23 protein-coding genes are annotated in these 19,522 nt (G+C 73.0%); 6 read left to right on the top strand and 17 right to left on the bottom strand.

The annotated features are described in order from the left end of the window. Positions 1 to 117: 117 nt before the first annotated feature. The gene (locus tag J421_RS04980; RefSeq protein ID WP_425485836.1) at positions 118 to 1,536 is read right to left on the bottom strand and encodes an RNB domain-containing ribonuclease; all 1,419 of its coding nucleotides are present in this window, start codon (positions 1,534 to 1,536) and stop codon (positions 118 to 120) included. 139 nt (positions 1,537 to 1,675) lie between these two features. Beyond that, positions 1,676 to 2,011: a hypothetical protein gene (locus tag J421_RS32585; RefSeq protein ID WP_025410065.1), complete on the bottom strand. Its 336-nt coding sequence runs from the start codon at positions 2,009 to 2,011 to the stop codon at positions 1,676 to 1,678. Positions 2,012 to 2,271: 260 nt separating this feature from the next. Between J421_RS32585 and J421_RS04970 the strand changes: the two genes are divergently transcribed. Both J421_RS04970 and J421_RS04965 read left to right on the top strand, forming a co-directional pair. Continuing rightward, on the top strand, positions 2,272 to 3,078 hold the full coding sequence (locus tag J421_RS04970; protein WP_201773103.1) for an AAA family ATPase: 807 nt from the start codon (positions 2,272 to 2,274) through the stop codon (positions 3,076 to 3,078). Positions 3,079 to 3,431: 353 nt separating this feature from the next. Beyond that, the gene (locus J421_RS04965; protein WP_025410063.1) at positions 3,432 to 4,193 is read left to right on the top strand and encodes a gamma-glutamyl-gamma-aminobutyrate hydrolase family protein; all 762 of its coding nucleotides are present in this window, start codon (positions 3,432 to 3,434) and stop codon (positions 4,191 to 4,193) included. A gap of 5 nt (positions 4,194 to 4,198) precedes the next feature. Here J421_RS04965 and J421_RS04960 read toward each other — a convergent pair whose 3' ends face one another. Further along, positions 4,199 to 5,287, bottom strand: a complete 1,089-nt coding sequence (locus tag J421_RS04960; RefSeq protein WP_025410062.1) for a hypothetical protein — start codon at positions 5,285 to 5,287, stop codon at positions 4,199 to 4,201. A 103-nt stretch (positions 5,288 to 5,390) separates the two neighbouring features. Here J421_RS04960 and J421_RS04955 point away from each other — a divergent pair, with 103 nt between their 5' ends. Then, positions 5,391 to 6,584, top strand: a complete 1,194-nt coding sequence (locus tag J421_RS04955) for an MFS transporter (RefSeq protein ID WP_104022265.1) — start codon at positions 5,391 to 5,393, stop codon at positions 6,582 to 6,584. 319 nt (positions 6,585 to 6,903) lie between these two features. Here the strand turns inward: J421_RS04955 and J421_RS04950 are convergent, their stop codons facing one another. Continuing rightward, positions 6,904 to 7,665, bottom strand: coding sequence for an SDR family oxidoreductase (locus tag J421_RS04950; RefSeq protein WP_201773102.1), 762 nt, complete (start codon positions 7,663 to 7,665; stop codon positions 6,904 to 6,906). A 45-nt stretch (positions 7,666 to 7,710) separates the two neighbouring features. After that, a complete protein-coding gene (locus tag J421_RS04945) occupies positions 7,711 to 9,783 on the bottom strand; it encodes a S9 family peptidase (protein ID WP_025410060.1) in 2,073 nt (690 codons plus the stop codon). A 250-nt stretch (positions 9,784 to 10,033) separates the two neighbouring features. On the opposite strand from J421_RS04945, the gene J421_RS04940 reads away from it, so the two are divergent. Continuing rightward, positions 10,034 to 11,527 (top strand): FAD-dependent monooxygenase, encoded by a 1,494-nt coding sequence (locus J421_RS04940; RefSeq protein WP_025410059.1) that lies wholly within the window; start codon positions 10,034 to 10,036, stop codon positions 11,525 to 11,527. Between the two features lie 2 nt (positions 11,528 to 11,529). On the opposite strand, the gene J421_RS04935 is transcribed toward J421_RS04940, so the two are convergent. Then, positions 11,530 to 12,192: a YqjF family protein gene (locus J421_RS04935; RefSeq protein ID WP_025410058.1), complete on the bottom strand. Its 663-nt coding sequence runs from the start codon at positions 12,190 to 12,192 to the stop codon at positions 11,530 to 11,532. A 179-nt stretch (positions 12,193 to 12,371) separates the two neighbouring features. Here J421_RS04935 and J421_RS04930 point away from each other — a divergent pair, with 179 nt between their 5' ends. Continuing rightward, positions 12,372 to 12,560, top strand: coding sequence for a hypothetical protein (locus J421_RS04930; protein ID WP_025410057.1), 189 nt, complete (start codon positions 12,372 to 12,374; stop codon positions 12,558 to 12,560). Here the strand turns inward: J421_RS04930 and J421_RS04925 are convergent. Genes J421_RS04925 through J421_RS04905 form a run of 5 tightly spaced genes read right to left on the bottom strand, consistent with a single transcriptional unit; the run spans position 12,557 to position 15,047 of the window. Next, positions 12,557 to 13,213 (bottom strand): histidine phosphatase family protein, encoded by a 657-nt coding sequence (locus J421_RS04925; protein WP_158508656.1) that lies wholly within the window; start codon positions 13,211 to 13,213, stop codon positions 12,557 to 12,559. The two genes, J421_RS04930 and J421_RS04925, sit on opposite strands and share 4 nt — an antisense overlap. Continuing rightward, positions 13,141 to 13,518 carry an MmcQ/YjbR family DNA-binding protein gene (locus tag J421_RS32580; RefSeq protein WP_025410055.1) on the bottom strand — a complete coding sequence of 126 codons (378 nt, stop codon included), beginning with the start codon at positions 13,516 to 13,518 and terminating at the stop codon, positions 13,141 to 13,143. Before J421_RS32580 ends, J421_RS04925 begins: the two co-directional genes overlap by 73 nt. 7 nt (positions 13,519 to 13,525) lie before the next feature. Beyond that, positions 13,526 to 14,092: a GNAT family N-acetyltransferase gene (locus J421_RS04915; RefSeq protein WP_201773101.1), complete on the bottom strand. Its 567-nt coding sequence runs from the start codon at positions 14,090 to 14,092 to the stop codon at positions 13,526 to 13,528. 2 nt (positions 14,093 to 14,094) lie between these two features. After that, positions 14,095 to 14,628: a hypothetical protein gene (locus J421_RS04910; RefSeq protein ID WP_025410053.1), complete on the bottom strand. Its 534-nt coding sequence runs from the start codon at positions 14,626 to 14,628 to the stop codon at positions 14,095 to 14,097. Continuing rightward, positions 14,625 to 15,047 carry a nuclear transport factor 2 family protein gene (locus J421_RS04905; RefSeq protein WP_104022264.1) on the bottom strand — a complete coding sequence of 141 codons (423 nt, stop codon included), beginning with the start codon at positions 15,045 to 15,047 and terminating at the stop codon, positions 14,625 to 14,627. Before J421_RS04905 ends, J421_RS04910 begins: the two co-directional genes overlap by 4 nt. A 137-nt stretch (positions 15,048 to 15,184) precedes the next feature. On the opposite strand from J421_RS04905, the gene J421_RS04900 reads away from it, so the two are divergent. Then, a complete protein-coding gene (locus J421_RS04900) occupies positions 15,185 to 15,592 on the top strand; it encodes a VOC family protein (RefSeq protein ID WP_025410051.1) in 408 nt (135 codons plus the stop codon). A gap of 54 nt (positions 15,593 to 15,646) precedes the next feature. Here the strand turns inward: J421_RS04900 and J421_RS04895 are convergent, their stop codons facing one another. From J421_RS04895 to J421_RS04870, 6 genes are all read right to left on the bottom strand, one after another. Beyond that, positions 15,647 to 16,129, bottom strand: coding sequence for a hypothetical protein (locus J421_RS04895; protein WP_025410050.1), 483 nt, complete (start codon positions 16,127 to 16,129; stop codon positions 15,647 to 15,649). A gap of 11 nt (positions 16,130 to 16,140) precedes the next feature. Beyond that, positions 16,141 to 16,602 carry a VOC family protein gene (locus J421_RS04890; protein ID WP_025410049.1) on the bottom strand — a complete coding sequence of 154 codons (462 nt, stop codon included), beginning with the start codon at positions 16,600 to 16,602 and terminating at the stop codon, positions 16,141 to 16,143. Between the two features lie 122 nt (positions 16,603 to 16,724). Continuing rightward, positions 16,725 to 17,243, bottom strand: coding sequence for a hypothetical protein (locus J421_RS04885; protein ID WP_025410048.1), 519 nt, complete (start codon positions 17,241 to 17,243; stop codon positions 16,725 to 16,727). 109 nt (positions 17,244 to 17,352) lie between these two features. Then, the gene (locus J421_RS04880) at positions 17,353 to 18,033 is read right to left on the bottom strand and encodes a hypothetical protein (protein WP_025410047.1); all 681 of its coding nucleotides are present in this window, start codon (positions 18,031 to 18,033) and stop codon (positions 17,353 to 17,355) included. A gap of 61 nt (positions 18,034 to 18,094) precedes the next feature. Then, positions 18,095 to 18,868, bottom strand: coding sequence for a GNAT family N-acetyltransferase (locus tag J421_RS04875; RefSeq protein ID WP_104022262.1), 774 nt, complete (start codon positions 18,866 to 18,868; stop codon positions 18,095 to 18,097). Continuing rightward, positions 18,865 to 19,407, bottom strand: coding sequence for a hypothetical protein (locus tag J421_RS04870; RefSeq protein ID WP_148306154.1), 543 nt, complete (start codon positions 19,405 to 19,407; stop codon positions 18,865 to 18,867). The genes J421_RS04875 and J421_RS04870 overlap by 4 nt, the downstream gene beginning before the upstream one ends. Between the last annotated feature and the right edge of the window lie 115 nt (positions 19,408 to 19,522).

Raw genomic sequence — 19,522 nt, 5'->3', positions numbered from 1 at the left:
GAGACATTGAACCGCGGGAGGACGCAGAGGGCGCAGAGCACTGCCTTTGTGTGCGCAGTCCTCTGCGGCACTCTGCGTCCTCCGCGGTTAAAACTCGAATGGCGACAATAGACCGGGCTATCCCTCGGTACCCTCGAAGTCGACGTACCCGCGCTCGGGATCGACGGAGAGCAGCCGCACGCGCACGCGTTCGCCGACGTCCATCCCGGCCTCGCCGCGCACGACGCGTCCCTCGGCCGGCGGATCGAGGAGACGCACGAACGTGCCCTTGCGCGCGGCGCCGGTGACGATCGCGTCGAACGTGTCGCCGATGCGCGACGCGAGCAGCAGCGCGGCGGCCGTCTTGCGCACCGTGCGCTCGACGGCGCGGGCGGCGTCCTCGCGCTCGGTGCAGTGCGCGGCGAGTGACCCGAGCTCGTCGTCGGTGTAGGGCTGCGGCGCGCCGGCGAGCACCGCCTTCACGAGGCGCTGCGTGACGAGATCCGCGTAGCGGCGGTTCGGCGCCGTCGCGTGCGAGTAGTCCTCGGCGGCGAGGCCGAAGTGGCCGCCGGGGTCGTGGCCGGGGCGGTCGAGCGCGTACTCGCCGGGACCCATCAGCTTCACGATCGACAGCGAGAGGTCGGGGAAGCGCAGCGGATCGGCGGCGCGGCGGCGCGCCAGGAACGCGGCGAGCGCGCGCGAGTCGGGCGCGTCGGGGAGCGCGTCGCCGTACCGACGCGCGATCTCGACGATGCGCGCCCACCGCTCCGGCTCGCGCACGACGCGGCGAATGCCGGACGAGCCGTGCGCTTCGAGGAAGCGCGCGATGGCGACGTTCGCGGCGATCATGAAGTCCTCGATCAGCTCGCGCGCGGCGTTCTTGTGCACGACGGCGAGGCCGACGACGGCGCCGCCCTTCGTGACGGGGCGCGCCTCGATCGTCTCGAAGTCGAGCGCGCCGGCGCGGTCGCGCTCCGCCTGCAGCCGTCGCGCGGCGTCGTACTGCAGGAGGATCTGCGCGGAGAGCTCGGGGACGCGCGCCACACTCTCGGGCGGCGCGCCGCCGCGCTCCAGCCACGCGCCGACGTCATCGTAGGCGAGCTTCGCGCGGTTGCGCAGGAGCGCGCGATAGACGTCGGCACGCTCGACGGTGCCGTCGGCGGCGACGCGCAGCTCCACGACGATCGCGAGCCGGTCCTCGCCCTCGAGCAGCGAGGTGCGGTCGGCGGAGAGCGCGAGCGGGAGCATCGGGAACACGTCGGCGCCGGCGTACACCGACGTCGCGTTGTGCGCCGCGTCGGCGTCGACGGCGGACCCGCGCGGCACGAGCGCGTCGACGTCGGCGATGCCGACGAGCACGCGCACCGCGCCGTCGTCGGCGCGCTCGGCCCACTCCACCTGGTCGAGGTCTTTCGACTCCGCGTTGTCGATCGACGACCACGGCAGCTCGCGCAGATCGCGGACCGCAGGAGGCGGCGCGGCAGGCGCCGGCGGCGTCGCGGCGACCTCGCGCAGGGCGGCGTCGCTCGGCGCGACGGCGAACCCGCGCTCGGCCAGCGCGCGCGCGCGGCGGCGGCGTGCAGATCGAAGTCGGACATGAGCGCTCCGTCCGGGGACGCGCGAACGCGACGACGCCCCCCGCGGCGGCCGTGTGACCGTCGCGGGGGGCGTCGTCGCGCGATGCGCTGCGGGTCCGTTAGGCCCGGCGCCCGGTCTTCGCGCCGCCCTTCGACGCGCCGCGCGAGGCCGAACGCGTGCCGCGCGTGCCGGCGCCGCCGGACTTCGCCGCGCCCTTCGTGGCGCCACCCTTCGACGCAGCCTTCGTGGCGCCGCCGCTCGCGGCACCACCGGTCGCACCGCCACCGCCCGCGCGGCGCAGCTTGCGGTACTCGTTCAGCACGCGGTCGAGCACGGCCGCGGCGCCCTCGCCGGGGGAGTTGCGCTCACGGGACAGGAAGTCCGCGGCGGTCTTGCTCACCCAGATCGTGGTCTGGTCTTCCCGGTAACGAGAGTAGCGCTCGGCGGTGGGCATGGGTCGGTCTCCTGTGTGTAGGGCGCGTCGTCGCTTCCGTGCCGGAAAACGTACTCGAATGCGTCCAATTTGCAACGGGGGGGCCTAACAGGTGCCCTACGGGTGCCCAACGGGTGCCCAACGGGTGCCCAACGGCGGCACGCGGTCGGCCCAACTGCGGCATGAACGCCGCCGCACGGGGAGCCGTTGGGCGGTCGTTAGGCGGCGCCCGAGTGCCGCGGGGGCTGCCGCGGCGCGCGGCGCGGCGCGAGCTTGCGGGCGTGCCGCGCGCGCCCCACCTCCTGCGCCTCTCGTGGAAGCCGACCGCGGACGCCGCGCGCGCGTCGGGCGTCTACCCGTTCGACGTGCCCGCCGTCCGCGCGCTCGACGCGCTCGACCTCGACGCGCCGGTCGTCTGCTTCGTCGGCGAGAACGGGTCGGGCAAGTCGACGCTGCTCGAGGCGATCGCGGTCGCCGCGGAGCTGCCGACGTTGGGCGCCGCCGACGCGGTCGACGACGCGACGCTCGCCGGCCCGCGCGCGCTCGCCGCCGTGCTGCGCCTCGCCTGGTCGGTGCGTACGCGGCGCGGCTTCTTCCTCCGGGCCGAGGACTTCTTCGGCCACCTGCGGCGCCGGGCGCTGACGACGGCGCGCGTGGCGCGCGAGGAGCGGGAGCGCCGCGCCCGTGCGCCCGGCGATCGCGACGCGTGGAGCGCCGACGAGCCGGACGCCGACGCCGAGGCCGCGGCGCGTCTGCTCCCGCGCGTCGACGCGCGGTCGCACGGGGAGAGCTTCCTCGACCTCTTCGCGACGCGCATGCACGACGGCCTGTACCTGCTCGACGAGCCGGAAGCGCCGCTCTCCCCGCGCCGCCAGCTCGCGCTCCTCGCCATCGTCGACCGCGCGGTGCGCCACGGCGCGCAGTGCGTGATCGCCACCCACTCACCGATCCTGCTCGCCTATCCCGGCGCGCGCATCTACGCGTTCGACGACCCGCCGGTGCGCGAGGTGCCCTACGCCGAGCTGCCGCACGTGACGTTGACGCGGGCGTTTCTGGAGGCGCCGGAACGGTTCCTCAAACACTTGTGAGCGACGGCGGGACACCTGACGGCGGGACGATCGAGGTCGGGCGCGGTCCCTAGGTCCTAGGGGGGCTCCCCCCCCTTCGCCCAAGGTGCTACACGCGCTGCACGCCACGGTACCGATCCGACGCGGACCGGATCCCACTGGATGCATCGCGGCGCCGGCTCACGACGCCTCCCGAGGGAAGGCTCCTCGCGTTTGGTAAGCGGATCGGCGGATTCGCGCATCCGCTGATCCGCGATCCAAGCCTCCAGGAGGGTGGCCCCTCGGGGAGCCACGCGCCCGCGCGCCGAACGCGCGCCGCGCCGCCGCTCGCCGCAGCGCGATCCCGCGGTCGATCGTCGTTAGGATTCCGCGACATGACCGCCTCCACTCGCCGCCCCACGCGCCCGCCCATCGTCGGCGTCACCGCGACGGTGACCCGCGTGAACGATGGCGGCCCCGCGCCGATCGATGCCGCGGTCGTCGACGCGGCGTACCTCGACGCGCTGCGCGCCGCCGGGATGCTCCCGGTGCTCCTCCCGCCGTCGGACCCGGCCCAGGCGGACGCGGCGCTCGACGCGGTGGACGCGCTGCTGCTCTCCGGCGGCGAGGACATCGACCCCGCGCACTACGGCGAGACGCCGCACGCGGCCGCGGGGCCGTTCGCCGAGCGGCGCGACCGGTGGGAGGTGGCGCTCGCCCGCGCCGCGCAGCGACGCCGCGTGCCGACGCTCGCGATCTGCCGCGGCGCGCAGCTCCTCAACGTCGCGTTGGGCGGCACGCTCGCGCAGCACCTCGGCGACGACGCGGCGTGCGGCGCGCGGCACGACCGCATGGCCGACCGCCGCGCCCGCGTCCACCCGATCACCGTCGCGCCGGCGAGCGCGCTCGCGCGGGTGCTCGACGCGACGTCGCTCGACGTGAACTCCTACCACCACCAGGCGATCGCGCGCGTCGCACCGCCGCTCACCGCCGCCGCGTGGTGCGACGACGGTGTGGTGGAAGCGGTGGAGTCGCACGACCCGGCGTGGCCCGCGTTAGGCGTGCAGTGGCACCCGGAAGATCTCGTGCGCGACGCGGAGCCGTGGGAGCGGCGGATCTTCGACTGGCTGCGACAGCGTGTGACGCGTGACGGGTGACGCGCTCACCGGGGGCAGTGCGGCGCCTCCGCGCCCGGCGGCGGCTCGCCGTCGGCCACGGCGAGCTGCACCTGCACGAGGTCCGGATACGGGTTCGGCTTCCAGAACACGATCGACTGGTGCTGCTTGATCCCCCACAGGATGCCGAGCGCGTAGCGGTGGCGTTTTCCCCAGAAGCACTTCCAGCGCACCGAGTCGGGGCCGGCGTACGACAGCTCCGTCGTCTCCCAGATGCTCGACGCGGAGACGTTAGGCTCGCGGATCTGCATCGAGACGCGCTTGCCGCCGCGGTGGATCACGCGGACGTTCGCTTCGAGCCCGCTCAGGCCGATGCGCTGCCACACGCCGGGCTGCTGCCGCAGCACCACGTTCCACACGCCCTGCACTTGCCCGCGCAGGCTGTCGACGTTCGCGGCGATGCTGTTGCCTAACGTCCGCATGGAGTCGAGCACGTGGCCCGACGCGACGCGCGTGTCGCCGAGGTGGTGACTCAGCGTGTCGACGGAGCGCGTGAGGTCGGCGGTGCGGTTCAGCGCGCTCTGCACGCCGGCCTGCGACGACGAGACCATGTCGCGATACGCCGACGAGAGGCCGTTCATCATGTCGATCGTCGCGCGCTCCTGGTCCTGGCGCTCGCGGCGCGCGCCCTCGGCCTGCTCCGCCGCCTCGCGCAGGTGCGACTGGATGTCCTCGACGTCGTGCTTCGCGCTCGCCTGGAACGCGGCCACCGAGTCGCTGAGCAGGTGGACGCGCGCGGCCTCGGCGCGCAGCGCGGCACCCTGCGTCGTGACGTACGTGTACGCCTTCCACGCGCCGGCGAGGTTCACCGCGCCGATGAACGCGAGCCCGCCGCCGAGCCGCCGCCGCCAGCGCGACTTCCACGCGTCGATGCGCTGCTCGGTCTCCTGGCGCAACGCGATCGATTCGGCGCGCGTGCGCGCCTCCATCTCCTCGAGGCGGCGGTCGAGCACCTCCACGACGCGCCGCAGGAACAGCTCCTCCTGCAGGCTCGCCGCCGCCTCCCATCCCGGTGGCGGGCGGTACCCGTCGGTCATCGGCAGGCCGCGATCCGCGGCAGGCGTGGCATGGCTCATGGGCCCGCCCTCCGGAGCGGGTCGCGACCCGTGTCGCGATGCGTCCAGACTCGGAGTCCCGTGACAACCTGTCAACATCGACCGTACGCGACCTCATCCGCGGATGCCTAACGCGCCGCGCCTCACGGGCGCGTTTCTATGGCTGCTCGCGCTCGCCGCGGGACTCTCGGTCGCGAACCTGTACTACAACCAGCCGCTGCTGCCCGACATCGCGCGCACGTTCGGCGTTTCGGCCGCGCGCGTGAGCGCGGTGGCGACGTCGACCCAGGTCGGCTACGCGGTGGGGCTGCTGCTGTTCGTGCCGCTCGGCGACCTCGTGGAGCGCCGGCGGCTCGTGCTCGCGCTGCTCGCCGCCGTCACGGTCGCACTCGTCGCGGCGAGCGCGGCGCCGACGCTGCCGCTGCTCGCGGCGAGCGGTGCGCTGATCGGTGCGACGACGGTGGTGCCGCAGATCCTCGTGCCGCTCGCGGCGGGACTCGCGCCACCGGCGGCGCGCGGCCGCGTCGTGGGACGCGTCGTGTCGGGGATCCTCGTCGGCATCCTCGCGGCGCGCGTCGTCTCCGGCGCGGTGGGGCGACTCGTCGGCTGGCGCGCGATGTTCCTCGTCGCGGCGGCGCTGATGCTGGCGCTCGCGCTCGCCCTCGCGCGCTGGCTCCCGCGCACGCCTCCGGCCGCGGCACGCGACGCCGACGCGCCGACGTCGTACGGCGCGCTCCTCCGCTCGCTCGTCACGCTCGCGCGCGAGCAGCCGGTGCTGCGCGACGCGGCGTCGCTCGGCGCGCTGTTCTTCGCCGCGTTCAGCGCGTTCTGGACGACGCTCGCGTTCCGTCTCGACACGCCGCCGCTCCACTACGGATCGGCGGTCGCGGGCGCGTTCGGGCTGTTAGGCATCACCGGCGCGCTCGCGGCGCCGATCGCCGGGCGCTTCGCCGACCGCGGCACGCCACGGCGCGCGGTGGGGGCGGCGATCGCGGTGAACGCGGTGGCGTGGGTGCTGTTCCTCCTCGCCGGCGACACGCTGTGGGGGATCGCCGCCGGCGTCGTGCTGCTCGATGCGGGGACGCAGGCGGCGCAGGTGTCGAACCAGTCGCGGATCTACGCGCTGCCGGCGCCGCTGCACTCGCGGCTGAACACGGTGTTCATGGTGACGTACTTCGTGGGCGGGGCGCTCGGCTCGGTGGCGGGCGCGGTGGCGTGGGCGGGGTGGGGGTGGGCAGGGGTGTGCGGCGTGGGGTTCGGGACGCTGGTGGTGGCAGGAGTCATGTACGTGGCCGGACCGAAACGGCGGGACGGCTGACGGGGGACCGTCGACCGGCGGGATCGCGACAGACGCAGGTTCGGCGCGCGGGCGCATTTCTCTCCGGAGGGCCACCCTCCGGGGGTTCTGGGTCGCGGATCAGCGGATTCGCGGATCGCGCCGCGTTCCTCGGATCCGGTGCGCGTCGGATTGGTACCGCGACTCGATCGTCGCCTGGCAACCTTGGGCGAAGGGGGGGGAGCCCCCCTGGTAACTACGATCCCGCGCGAGCGATCCCGCGGTATGTCGTCCCGCAGTACGGCGTCCCGCAGTACGGCGTCCCGCAGTCGATCGTCCCGCCCTCAGACATCCCGCCGTTTCACTCCCCGCCGTACAACTGGGCGTAATACTCCCGCGCCGCCTCCACCGAGCGCGGATTCGTGTACCGCTCGGCCGCGGGGTGCGCGACGAGATCCGCGAACACCTCCGCCACCTCCTCCGCCGTCTGCGCGCGCACGCCGCCGGTCACCGGCGCGATCGGCGTGCCGCGCACGTTCTGCGCGAAGTCCGTCGTCACCACGCCGGGGAGCACGAGCGACACGTGGACGCCGGGGTGACGCTCGGCGAGATCCAGGCGGAGGCTCGTCGTCAGCGACGCGAGCGCCGCCTTCGCCGCGCTGTACGCGGAGCGGAACGGCGAGATCGGCACGCGGCCGAGCGTGGACGACACGTTGATCAGATGACCGGCGCCGCGCTCGACGAAGTGCGGCACCGCGGCCTGCATGCCGTACAGCGCCGACTTCACGTTCACCGCGATCATGTCGTCGACGTCCGCGTCGGTGAGGTCGAGCACCAGACGCGTGATGCCGCGCCCCGCGTTGTTGATCCACACGTCGAACCCGCCGAACGCGTCGAGCGCCGCGTCGCGCAGCCGCAGGACGTCGTCGCGGCGCGTGACATCGGTCGCCACGGCGCGCGCGTCGGGCGCCCCGCGCGAGCGCGCCTCCGCCGCCACGCGTTCGAGCTCCGCCACCCGACGCGCGCCGAGCACGAGCCGGTGCCCGTCCGCGCCCAACCGCCGCGCGACCGCCGCCCCGATGCCACCGCTCGCGCCGGTGATGACGATGACCTTCGACGTCACACCCATTCCGCAGACGACACGGTCGCTCGTGTCGGGTGCCCGTCGCTACGGCTGCCGCGTCGCGTCGGATTGGGCTCCCTGACCGCCGCTCGTGAGCACGGCGCGCACGTCGCTCGCCGAATCGCCGAACACCCAGTGCCCGAACCACGCGAGATTGTGCTCCATCACCGCTCGCTGCTCGCGCGGCTTCGTGACGCCGTGGCCGAACCCCTTGTACACGACCATCTCCACCGGCACGCCGCGGTCGACGAGCGCCTGGCGCAGCTCGTACGCGTTCGCGATCGGCACGCGGCGATCGAGCTCGCCGTGCTGGATGAGCGTCGGCGTCTTCGCGCCCATCGCGTACGAGATCGGCGACGTCTTGCGGTAGATCTCCGCGTCGGCCACCGGGTCGGCGCCGAGGTAGTTGATCGTGAACGGCGTGATGTCGGTGTTGTAGTAGTACGTCGCCCAGTCGCTGATCCCCGCGCCGACGCTGATCGCCTTGAAGCGCGTCGTCGTCGTGGTGAGGAACGCCGAGATGTAGCCGCCCTGGCTCCAGCCCATGGCGCCCATGCGCGTGGAGTCGACCCACCCGCGCGCGATCAGCGTGTCGACGCCGCTCAGCACGTCCCACGCGTCGCCGACGCCGAGGTTGCGCTCGTTCAGCCGGCGGAACGCCGCGCCGTAGCCCGACGAGCCGCGGTAGTTCACCTTCAGCACGAGCGCGCCGCGCGCCGCGAACACGTCGACCGGATAGTTGCGGGTGTCCATGAGCGTCGGCCGGTCGATCCCCGTCGGGCCGCCGTGGATGACGACGAGCAGCGGACGCTTCTCGTTAGGCGCCCACCCCGCCGGCTTCACGAGCACGCCCTCGATCGTCGCGCCGTCCTGGCTCTTCCACGTGATCAGCTCGCGCGTGCCCAACGCGAGGCCGCGCACCTGGTCGCTCATCGCCGTCAGCGTGCGCGGCGCGAACGGCCCGCGCCCGGCGAGATCCACCACCGCCACTTCCGGGAGCGCCGTCGGCGAGGAGACGATCGTCGCCGCGCGCCCGGTCGCCGACACCGTCCATGCGCCGCCCATGAAATCGTTAGGCGCGGAGACGCGCGTCACGCGCGCGGTGGCCGGGTCGACGCGGAACAGGTGCGACGCCGTGCGCTCCGACGCCGCGAAGTAGATCCCCTCCGGCCGCCACGCGACGAACGCCGCGTCCTCGTCGACCCCGTCGGTGATCGATCGCGGCGTCGCGCCCTCCGCGTCGGCCGGCACCACGGCGAGGCGCGAGAGGCGCGCGAAGTAGCGGTCCTGGCCCATCGCCGAGGTGATCACGAGCGAGCGGCCGTCGGGCGACCAGTGCGGGTCGCCGTCGGGCCCCGGCTGCGACACGACTCGGCGCACCCGGTCGTCGCCGAGCGACAGCACGTAGATGTCGGCGGTCGCGCCCTGCACGAGATCGGGGTTCGTCGTCGCCGCGAAGGCGATGCGCGTGCCGTCGGGCGACCACTCGAAGCCCTGCACGCTCATCGTCGTGCCGCGCGTGCGCTGCCGTCCCTTTCGCGGGGCGGCGAGGCCCGCCATCGCGCTGTCGACGTCGGCCGTGAAGAGGTGCGCGTACGCGTACTCGGTGCGCACCACCTCGTAATCGCCGTAGCGCTCGCGCCGCGCCTTCACCGTGTCCGGCGGTGGCGCACTCGTGAACGCGACCGTGCGGCCGTCGGGCGACCACGCGTACCCCTGCACGCCCGCCTCCGCGTCGGTGAGCTGCACCGCCTCGCCGCCGTCGGGGTGGATCGCGAACAGCTGCGACCGGCCGCCCACGCGATCGCTCGTGAAGCCGATCCACCGCGAGTCGGGCGACCAGCGGTACGCGCCGACGCTCCGGTCGCCGCTCGTGAGCTGCCGGCGCGCGCCGGTCGCGACGTCGGCCACCCACAGCCGCGTGACGTACGCGTTCTGCTTCGTGTCGGCGGTCGTCACGCCATACGCGACCCATTTGCCGTCCGGCGAGATCGCCGCGCCGGCGAGCGTCGACATGCCGAGCAGGTCGTCGACGGTGGGGGCGCGGCGCGCCGGCTGTGCAGCGAGGGACGTCGACAGCAGCAGGACGAGCGAGGCGAGCGATGCGGTCGGGCGCATGGACCGGGGGCAGGGGAGGGCGGAGCGTTTCACGGGCTCACGCGCGGAGGATCGCTCACTCCGGGGCCGTGTCGGGCGCGGGTTCGTCCACCGCGCAGCGGAGCGGCAGGAGGGCAGCGCCTCCTCGCCACGTCCAGCTTATAGCCCGCCCCGGGGCTTGCGGCAAGCCCGGGGGGCCCCCGTAGAGTCGCCGGCCTCGGTCGGACGGTCCGGCCGACGTGAGAGCCACGGACATCGGAGGAGCGACGTGATGACCGAGCATGCAGTGGTGATCGCCGGCGGTGGTCCGACGGGGCTGATGCTGGCGGGCGAGCTGGCGGTGGCGGGGATCGACGTCGGCATCGTCGAGCGCCGCGCCAACCAGGGTCTCGCCGGCTCGCGCGCGGGCGGCCTGCAGTCCCGCACGATCGAGATCCTCGACATGCGTGGGATCGCCGACCGGTTCCTCTCGGAGGGACAGGTGGCCCAGGTCGGCGGGTTCGCGCAGATCCGCCTGGACATCAGCGACTTCCCCACGCGGCACCCCTATGGCCTCGGTCTGTGGCAGAACCACATCGAGCGCATCCTGGCCGGCTGGGTCGCCGAGCTGGGCGTGCCGTTCCATCGCGAGCGCGACGTCACCGGCTTCACCCAGGACGACGGCGGCGTGACCGTCGAGCTGTCCGACGGCACCGCGCTGCGGGCGGAGTACCTCGTCGGGTGCGACGGGGGACGCAGCGTGGTCCGCAAGACGGCCGGCATCGACTTCCCCGGCTGGGACGCGACGCAGAGCAGCCTGATCGCCGCGGTCGAGATGACCGAGACGCCCCCGCTCGGCATCCACCGCTCCGCGCTCGGCACCCATGCGTTCGGCCGGGAGCACTACGAGATCCGTGACGGCCAGGTGGTGTTCAAGGACGAGGGACCGATCCGGGTCATGGTCCCCGAGCCGCGCGTCGGGGCGGCCGGTGAGCCGACGCTGCGCGATCTCAGCGAGGCGCTCGTCGCCGCGTGCGGGACCGACTTCGGGGTCCACAGCCTGACCTGGCTCTCCAGGTTCACCGACATGGCCCGGCAGGCCGCGACCTACCGCGACCGGCGCGTGCTGCTCGCCGGCGACGCCGCGCACGTGCACTCCCCGATCGGCGGGCAGGGGCTCAACACCGGCGTGCAGGACGCGGTGAACCTGGGATGGAAGCTCGCCCAGGTCGTCCGGAAGACGTCGCCGGAGAGCCTCCTCGACACCTACCACGCGGAGCGACACCCCGTCGCCGCGCGGGTGCTGCGCCACACCATGGCGCAGGTCGCGCTGCTCCGTCCGGACGACCGCACCGAGGCGCTGCGCGACGTCGTGGCCGAGCTCCTCGCGATGGACGAGCCGCGCAGACGACTCGGCGCGCGGATGTCCGGGCTCGACATTCACTACGACCTCGGCGACGGCCATCCCCTGCTCGGCCGCCGGATGCCCGACCTCGACCTGACGACCGCCGATGGGCCACAGCGGGTCTTCACCCTCCTGCACGATGCCCGGCCGGTGCTGCTCGACCTCGGCGATGCCGACGGCCTGGACATCGCACCGTGGGCGGATCGCGTCCGGTCGATCCGGGGCACGTACGCCGGCCCCTGGGAGCTGCCCGCGATCGGGACGGTCCCGGCGCCCGCGGCCGTGCTCGTGCGGCCCGACGGACACGTGGCGTGGGTCGGAGACCGGACCGCGGCGGGGCTCGTCGACGCGCTGACCACGTGGTTCGGGCCGCCTGCCTAGCGCTACCGGATCCACCGCGGCGCCGACACGGTCACCGCCGACCCGTCGGCGATCGATGCCCCCGACGGCGCGCCGGCGAGCGGCGCCACGAACGCCTCGCCCCACAGCCCGGCGACGTCGGCCGAGAGCCGCGGCGCCTCGGCGCGCCACACCCGCCAGACCGGGTGCCGCACCTCGTACTCGATCGTGCGGCCGTCGCGCTGGCGGGTGTACCCCCAGTGACGCCGCGTGACGAACGCCGCCTGCGACCCCGCCGGCGGCTCCGCCGGCTCGCCACTCGGCGTCGCCGACACCGACTGCCAGAGGCCATCGCTGCGCCACTCGTACGACAGTCGGCCGGTCGTCGAGCTGCGCATCGGCACCGCGCGATAGGGCTCGTTGAACAAAGCCCGCGCGACGAGCGCGATCGCGAGCCGGGGGACGAGCTCGCGCACGAACGTGACGCCGTGGCGCACCTCGCCCCCCGCCAGCTCGCGCCGCACGTAGAACCGCAGGTTCACCTCGTCGAAGTCGCGGTGCAGCGGGATCGGGACGCCGAGCACGCGGGTGCGCAGGAAGCGGAAGCCGACGACGGTGACGAGCGCGCGCCCGTCCAGCAGGTCGAGCGCGACGCCCGCCGGGACCAGCGGCCGCAGGATCCCCGGATCGACGTCGTAGTCGAGCATGACGAGCTGCCGCCACTCGGCCGACAGGAATGTGCGGGACGTACGCCACCTCGGGGTTGCCGTGTCGCTCGCCACAGCGCCACGGGGCGCCGGCACATATGGTGCTACCGAGGCCCCGCCGAACCGTTCGCGGACCTCGTGTTCGCGAGCCGCACCGCCTACCCCCAGCGGCTCCCGTCATGCCGACCACCGCCCACATCTGGAACGATCCGCGGTACCGCCACTTCTTCCGGCGCGCGGCGCAGACCATCGCGCACGCCCGGCAGCTCCAGCTCCAGCCGTGGCTCGGCGAGAGGGAGGAGCGGTTCCACCGCGTGATCCTCGAGATCTGCGGGGCGGAGGTCGACGAGCTGGCGGGCGCGCACTAGGCCGCACTCGGGCGCGATAGGCGCCAGACGCTCCACGGCGCGTAGCTCCGCCGCCCCGGCGCCGCGCGCCACCCGGTGGCGGCGAGCCGGCGCGCCAGCAGCCGGCGAAAGACGCCGTGCGTGACCACGACCACCGTGCCGTCGGCGCCGCACGCGTCGTCGCACCACGCGGCCGCGGCGCGCGCCTGCTCGAGCCACTCGGGCAGCGCGTCGCGGCCGCGCGCGATGTCGATCCCCCAGCGCAGCGAGATGAGCGCGCCCCACACCACGAGCGGCGCCCGCCCGGGGAGCCACGTCGGGATCGGCAGCGGCACCTCGCGGAGCAGCGGCGACGCCGTCACCGCGCGGCCGCCCGCCAGCCGCTCGGCCGACGCCACGGCGCGCGGCATGTCGCTCGCCACGATGCGGTCGGCGAGCGCCGCCTCGTGCACGAGCGCGGCCGGCGGCGCGTCGGCGATCCCCGCCGCGTCGTACGCGGTGCGCCATCGCTCCATCCCCTCCCGGTCGAGCAGCGCTCCGCCGTGCACGTGCGCCGAGCGGCCGTGGCGGACGAGGAGGAGATGCGCGGCCAACGCCGTGCCTAACGAGACGCCGGCGGCAGCGAGGCGATGACCCGCTTCGGCGCGACGGCGCGGAAGCTCTCGTCGATCCACGCGCGGAACGTGTCCAGCGGCGCGTCGCGCCCCGCGTCGACGGTGGCCGTCACCCAGCCGTGCCGCCCGAGCCCGTACCCGGTGGGCTCCACGTACGGCAGCTCGAGCGCCTCGGCCGCGGAGTGCGGGAGCTTCACGGAGAAGCTCACCGTCGGGCCGGCGCCGCGGAGGAACAGGAACGCCTTGCCGCCGACCTTGATGGCGCGCTCCCCCCACGGGAAATCCTCCGTGGCGGTGGGGTAGGCGAGCGCCCACGTGCGGAGCGTTCCCTCGAGCGATCGCGGGTCGGGTGGGGGGAGTGACATGGCGGGCTCACGGTGAATCGTCCGGCGGGTCGATCGGCCGCCGCATGCGCGCGAACGGCACGTCGACGCCGCCGGGGAGTGGGGTGGTCACGCGCTCGACCACCTCGAAGCCGAGCGCGCGGTAGAACGGCTCGCCTGGCAACGTGGCCATGAGCTCGAACGCGCGGAAGCCCGCCGCCCACGCGGCCTCGGCGCACGCGGCGTAGATCGCGCGCGCGAGGCCGCGGCGCGCCCACCGGGGGTGCACGAAGAACGCGCGGATCCGGGCCGGCTCGGTCGCCGGATCGAGCCGCGGGTCCTCGGCCGCCTTCATCTGGTCGCCGCCGTAGAGCGTGCGCCGCGCGCTCCAGCCACCCGCCGCCGCGGGTCCATCGGGCGCGTCGACGACGAAGTACGTGCCGTCGGCGACGAGCTGCGTGTCGACCCCGAACACGTACGTCGCGGCGGCGTCGATCTCCGCGGGCGTGTAGAACCCGACGCTCAGGCCGCGCGCCGAGTCGTCGATGAGCGCACGGAGCGCGGGGACGTCGGCCGCGACGGCGACGCGTGGCGGGGGCAGGTCGGCGTCGCGCACCCTCAGTCCAGGATGGAGCCGACGTAGATCGCGGCGACGCGACCGTTCTTCACGGTCACGCGGACCACGTGCATGCCGGGGTTCGCGGGATCCGTGTACTCCCAGTCGTCGCCGTCCGCCGCCGCGGCGCCGTAGAGCGCACGCACGCGGTCCGCGGGATCACCGACGCGCAGCCCGCGCGCGGTGGCGACGCCGGGCCCGTCGAGCGCGATGCCGTACACCGTCTCGTCCGCGAGCTCGATGGCGACGTCGCGGTAGCGCCACGTACGGAGCTTGCCGCCGGGATCGTACGGGTTGTCCTCGACCTTCACCGAGTCGGGGGCGCCGAGCAGCCGGCGCACCGCGGCGGTGTCGAGCCCTTCGTGCAGCTCCCCGACGGCGAAGTCGCCCTCGCCTAACGGCGCCGGCGCGGCGCCCGACGTCGGGACCACGCGCGTGGCGGGCGTCGGGCGTGCCGAGTCCGTGGCGCGCGGGCGCCGGTCGCCGCCGCACGCCGCGCAGAGAACGGCGAGGATGAAGGCACGGCGCGCGCTCACGTGGCCGGCACCTCGCTCACGTGGCCGCCGACGACGCGCCACGGCCCACCCGCCTCGCGCGCCCAGACGCGCGTGTAGCGATACGTGCCGCGCACGAGCGCGCCGGCCACCTCCACCGCGAGCCGCGCACGGAGCGCGACCACGGCGACGTCGGCGCCGACGCGGCGGATGCGGAGCTCCTCGGGCTCGTGCGCGCGGAAGCGCACGACGCCGGAGCCGTGCGCCGCGAGGTCCTGCGCCTTGGTGCCTAACTGTCCGTCGGGCCCCGTGAACAGCAGCTCCTCGGCGATCAGCAGGTCGAGCGCGGCGACGTCGGCGTCGAGCTGCGCGGCGCGGAGACGCGTCTCGAGCGCGACGATCTCGGGGTCGGCCGAGCCGACGAGGACACGCTCCATGTCGTCGACGCGTGAAGTGGTCATGGGCACGTGAGAATGGGCCGCGCCGGCGCGATCATCCAGGTGTGTCGATTTCGGCGGCTGTCGTTCGACGTGACATGGGGGGCCGCAGCGGCGCCCCCCCCGAGATCCGACGGCCAGGCCACTCCCACGAGGATGCGATGAGAACCGATATCTACGTGAACTACGACGGGACCTGCGAGGACGCGTTCCGATTCTACGAGCAGCACCTCGGCGGCAAGGTGACGGGGCTGACGACGCACGCGAACGGTCCGATGAGCGGGCGACTTCCGGAGGCGTGGCGGGACAAGGTACTGCACGCCCGGCTCGAGCTGGGCAACGCGGTGCTGATGGGCGCCGACATCCCGGGGGCCGAGCCGATGCGGAGCGCGTACGTGACGCTCACGCTGGACACGGCGGCGGAGGCGGAGCGCGTCTACGCCCTGCTCGCCGACGGCGGGCAGATCTTCATGAAGCTGGAGACGACGTTCTTCGCGTCGCGCTTCGCCCAGCTCCGGGACCGGTTCGGCACGTCGTGGATGCTCCTCCACGAGCATCCGGCGCGGTAGCCGGGCACGCATCGTCAGGCGGCGGCGGATTCGTTAGGCATCCGGCGGCCGGCCTCAGTGGCTGCGGGCGCGCGCGACGGCGTCGCGCAGCCGGACGAGGAAGTCGGCGCCGGCGTCGGTCGTGAGCGGCGCGCCGCGCGCGAGATGCCGCCGGCCGTCGGCGAAGACGAGCTGGTAGGGCCGCTCGGCGCCGGCGCCGTTCCGCGTGACGTGCACCGTCACCGAGTCCGAGAGGCGAAGGTCCCGCGTGCTGCGCGCCTGCAATCGCGCCGGCTCGCGCATCAGCCGGTCGACCTCGCCGAGCCAGCGCTCCACCTGCGCGGCCGGCGCCCACCCGCAGACCCGCGTCGGTCCGTCGCGCGGCTCGCAGAGCCCGACCGGTCCGCCGGGCGCCGCCACGATCGACTCCGTCCCCGGGCCGAGGGCCGGCCGAGACGCGGGCGCGCGGGTGCGAGCGCCCGCGGCGCACCCGCCGGCGGCGAGCGCCAGGAGCGCCACGAGCGCCGGGAACGTCAGAAACGCTCTGCGGTCTCGCATCTGCTGGAGCCTCAGCTTCGTGGTGCCGGCGCGCCGTGGCCGAGCTCCTCCGCGAGCCCGATGAGAATTCCTTCGGGTCCGCGAATGTAGCAGAGCCGGTACGCCTGCTCGTACTGAACGACGTCGCCGACGAGCTGCGCGCCGCGCGTGCGGAGCCGGGCGAGCGTGTCGTCGATGTCGTCGACGGTGAACATGACGCGCAGGTAGCCGAGCGCGTTCACCGGCGCGCCGCGGTGATCCGCGACGACGGGTGGGGCGAGGAATCGCGAGAGCTCGAGCCGACCGTGGCCGTCCGGGGTGACCAGCATCGCGATCTCGACGCGCTGGGACCCGAGTCCGGTGACGCGCCCGGCCCACTCGCCTTCGATCATGGCTCGGCCCTCGAGCCTCAGGCCGAGCTCGGAGAAGAACGAGATCGCGGCATCGAGGGATTCGACGACGATGCCCACGTTGTCCATCCGCTTCAGAGTCATGTCCGTCAGGCGTCGGCGCTCAGGCGTTATGGAGCGGATCGTAGTTCGCCGCGCCGAGCCGTTCCGCGGCCCACGCAGCGACGAGACCGAGCATGTGGGTAGGTGTCATGAAAGAAGCAGCTTCAACCAGTCGTCAGGCCGTGGGTGCTGACGCAGCGCGGAAGTTTCGGCATGACCGTGAACTCGATCGCGAGTCCGATCGCGATGACGGCGATCATCCCGGTGACGTACAGCCGCACCTGGCGCGCCGAGTACGTACGCCCCGGCATCGGCTTGGCCACCAGCACGGCGCCGAGGCGTGCGAGCCGTTCTGCCCCGGCGCCGAGCCATACCCATGCCAGCAACCCGCCCCAGGCGAGCGCGGTGAGCGCCCACATGGCCAACGCGCCGGGTGCCGACCACGGCTCCGAATAGAAGCACAGGGGGTTCGGCCACCCGGGCGCCAGGACGATGCCTTCCCCCGCCAGCGAGAACACCGCGACGACGATCGCCACGCCCCTCAGAAATTCGCGCGCCTCCTCGCGGGTCGCTTGCCCCGTCGCCACGACCGCCTTCAGGCGCTGCCGCCAGATCACGAGGTTCACGAGCATCACGGCCAGCACGACGAGCCAGAAGTGACGGAGGATCGGAGTATCCGGCATGCGTTCGACGATGTGGATGGCGGCCTAACGCCGAGCATGACCTGCAGGCGAACACAATAAAATGCGGCGAGGGCGCAGCCGCGCCGCTACCGAGACCCGCCTGTCAGGTTCATGCAACGTTAGGCGCCGCGCGAGGAGGCGTCGATCCCGCGGCGTCCCCGAAAGGCCGAAGCACCACCGTGGCGACGAACGCGAACGCCGCCGCCAACGCGATCCACGTCATCGCGTCGATCCAGAGGATGCCCGCGACATTCGAGACGAGGTGGGTCGGCTGGGCAAACGTCGCCGCGACGGCGGCCCACGATGGCACGACGCGCGTCCGCCAAAGCGCGACGCCGAGTACCGTCCCTCCGATCACGTGAAGCGTCGCGATGATGTTGAGCGCGATCACTGGCGGACTGCTCATGATGTGTCGATACAGTTGCACGATGTCGGGCGACGGAGTGCCGCCGTTGACCATCTGCACGGCAATGACGTCTCCCATCACGACCCCGATGATCGCGATCCAACCGATCAAGTGCAGCGCGCCGCCGATCGCGGCGAGTCTCGGAGACCGTGCGTTGAGGACGCGCATCAGGGCGAGCGTCGCCGGAGCCGCGAGAAACGCGCCGGTGAAAACGAAGACGTCCGCCGTCGCGGTACGCGCGGCGTGTCCGTCGATCGCGCGGAGCGTCGCCACGGAATCGAGCAGACCATAGGCCGGATAAAGCAGCCAGTAGGTCAGGATCGAGAGTGGGAACAGCACCAAGCTGACCGCCAACACGATCTGGCTGACGCGGCTTATCGTCATTGCGGGCTCGTGGTGATGTTCGCTAGCGTCGTGTCGCGCGGCTCCGCGGCGGCGGCAGCGGCTAGCGATCCTGATGAAACGACCCGATCAGGATGTGCGCGTATGGGACGAGCCCAGCGCGCTGAAGCGTTCGCCGTGACGCGGCGTTCGTCGGATCGCACCTCGCTCCGGGCACCGCACCGAGCTCGCGACACAGGCGTTTCAGCTCTTGGACGAGATAGCCGCCGTAGCCCCGGCGCCGATGCGGCTCGTCGACCTCCATATAGATGTCGGCGTACGGCGGGTTGTAGTGAAAGAGGAGTCCACCCTTTCCGACGGCGATTCCAGCCACTTCGAGCGCCCACTCACCGCCGCCGGCACGCTCGCTCATCGCCTCCTGGATTTCCGCTGCAGGTGTGAGGCATCGCAGCGTGGCGCCCGGGATCGTGTGTGACGTCGTCTCATCGTCGCGAAAAACCACCTTCTCGGTTGCGAGCTCTCGGGCGAAGGTGACTGCAAGCGTCGTCAGGAGCAGGTCGTTCGACTGGACTTCGAACCGCCGCGGCTTGGTCGCCTCGAGAAACGCCTCGAAGATCGCGAACGCTCGTGACCGCCGGTCAGGCACGACGTAGAGCTCATAGAGGGTTGGCTCATCGCGCCATGGCCCATCGACGGCAAGCGAGGCGTACGCCACCACGCGATCGCCCTCGGCGATTGCGAACTCGCGTGTCCAGCCGCGACGAGTGTGAATCGAATCGTGGACGACCTGGCAGTCCTGCTCCGCGCGATACGCTTCGCGCATCCCGGAGATCGCCGCCAGCTCCACCTGACGAATGGAAATGGGTGGTGCGGTCATGGTGTCGTGAGCGGTGCGAGAGATTCAGCGGCGACGTTGCCATCGTGCCGTTCGGAGGACCGCCTAACGCCAGAGCTCACCGGGGCCGCACGGTAGTGGTGTTCGGTGAATCGACGCCAGCCCGCCTTCGTCTTGGCCTCCACCACCCAGTGGAACCCGCCGTCCTCCGCGGGCCAGTAGGCCATCCGCGCCCGCCCCGCAGGCATGTCGGCTTCGAAGCCCACGGCTTCCGCGTGCAGGTCCGTGACGTCGGCGAGCGTCCCCTCCGAGCGCTTGCCGTCCGACGTAAACGACCAGAAACCCACGGCCCCGTCGGCGCCCTCGCCGATCAGCGCGCGCTCCTCGTATGCCGCGCCCGCGGTCGCGGACCCGAACTCCCAGCGGACATCGAGCTGCAAGTATTTGCCGCCCAGTACCGGAGCGAGCTGTCGATAGCAGCGCAGTGGCCCACGCGGTGACTCCGCCTCAGCGACCCACGCGCCGTGCAGCGGCGCGAGGACGCCGAGCTTCCCGCGGCCCTTCTTCCAGAGACGTGGCATGGAGTTCTCCTGGTCTGCCGAACGCTCATTGGACTGCGTACGCTGAACCACGGCCTAACGCGGAACCTCACGATACACCGCGTTCCACACATTCGCTTCCCACCCCATCGGCACT

It is taken from the genome of Gemmatirosa kalamazoonensis, from assembly GCF_000522985.1.
GTDB lineage: Bacteria > Gemmatimonadota > Gemmatimonadetes > Gemmatimonadales > Gemmatimonadaceae > Gemmatirosa > Gemmatirosa kalamazoonensis.
Note: the sequence above shows the minus strand (reverse complement) of the source record. Positions and strands in the feature narration are given on the sequence as shown.

Excerpts from the sequence above, each read along its gene's own strand:
- J421_RS32585 (WP_025410065.1), bottom strand. The coding sequence starts at position 2,011 with ATGCCCACCGCCGAGCGCTACTCTCGTTACCGGGAAGACCAGACCACG.
- J421_RS04965 (WP_025410063.1), top strand. The coding sequence starts at position 3,432 with ATGACCGCCTCCACTCGCCGCCCCACGCGCCCGCCCATCGTCGGCGTC.
- J421_RS04960 (WP_025410062.1), bottom strand. The coding sequence starts at position 5,287 with ATGAGCCATGCCACGCCTGCCGCGGATCGCGGCCTGCCGATGACCGAC.
- J421_RS04955 (WP_104022265.1), top strand. The coding sequence starts at position 5,391 with ATGCCTAACGCGCCGCGCCTCACGGGCGCGTTTCTATGGCTGCTCGCG.
- J421_RS04945 (WP_025410060.1), bottom strand. The coding sequence starts at position 9,783 with ATGCGCCCGACCGCATCGCTCGCCTCGCTCGTCCTGCTGCTGTCGACG.
- J421_RS04940 (WP_025410059.1), top strand. The coding sequence starts at position 10,034 with ATGACCGAGCATGCAGTGGTGATCGCCGGCGGTGGTCCGACGGGGCTG.
- J421_RS04935 (WP_025410058.1), bottom strand. The coding sequence starts at position 12,192 with ATGCTCGACTACGACGTCGATCCGGGGATCCTGCGGCCGCTGGTCCCG.
- J421_RS04930 (WP_025410057.1), top strand. The coding sequence starts at position 12,372 with ATGCCGACCACCGCCCACATCTGGAACGATCCGCGGTACCGCCACTTC.
- J421_RS32580 (WP_025410055.1), bottom strand. The coding sequence starts at position 13,518 with ATGTCACTCCCCCCACCCGACCCGCGATCGCTCGAGGGAACGCTCCGC.
- J421_RS04905 (WP_104022264.1), bottom strand. The coding sequence starts at position 15,047 with ATGACCACTTCACGCGTCGACGACATGGAGCGTGTCCTCGTCGGCTCG.
- J421_RS04900 (WP_025410051.1), top strand. The coding sequence starts at position 15,185 with ATGAGAACCGATATCTACGTGAACTACGACGGGACCTGCGAGGACGCG.
- J421_RS04895 (WP_025410050.1), bottom strand. The coding sequence starts at position 16,129 with ATGCGAGACCGCAGAGCGTTTCTGACGTTCCCGGCGCTCGTGGCGCTC.
- J421_RS04890 (WP_025410049.1), bottom strand. The coding sequence starts at position 16,602 with ATGACTCTGAAGCGGATGGACAACGTGGGCATCGTCGTCGAATCCCTC.
- J421_RS04885 (WP_025410048.1), bottom strand. The coding sequence starts at position 17,243 with ATGCCGGATACTCCGATCCTCCGTCACTTCTGGCTCGTCGTGCTGGCC.
- J421_RS04880 (WP_025410047.1), bottom strand. The coding sequence starts at position 18,033 with ATGACGATAAGCCGCGTCAGCCAGATCGTGTTGGCGGTCAGCTTGGTG.
- J421_RS04875 (WP_104022262.1), bottom strand. The coding sequence starts at position 18,868 with ATGACCGCACCACCCATTTCCATTCGTCAGGTGGAGCTGGCGGCGATC.
- J421_RS04870 (WP_148306154.1), bottom strand. The coding sequence starts at position 19,407 with ATGCCACGTCTCTGGAAGAAGGGCCGCGGGAAGCTCGGCGTCCTCGCG.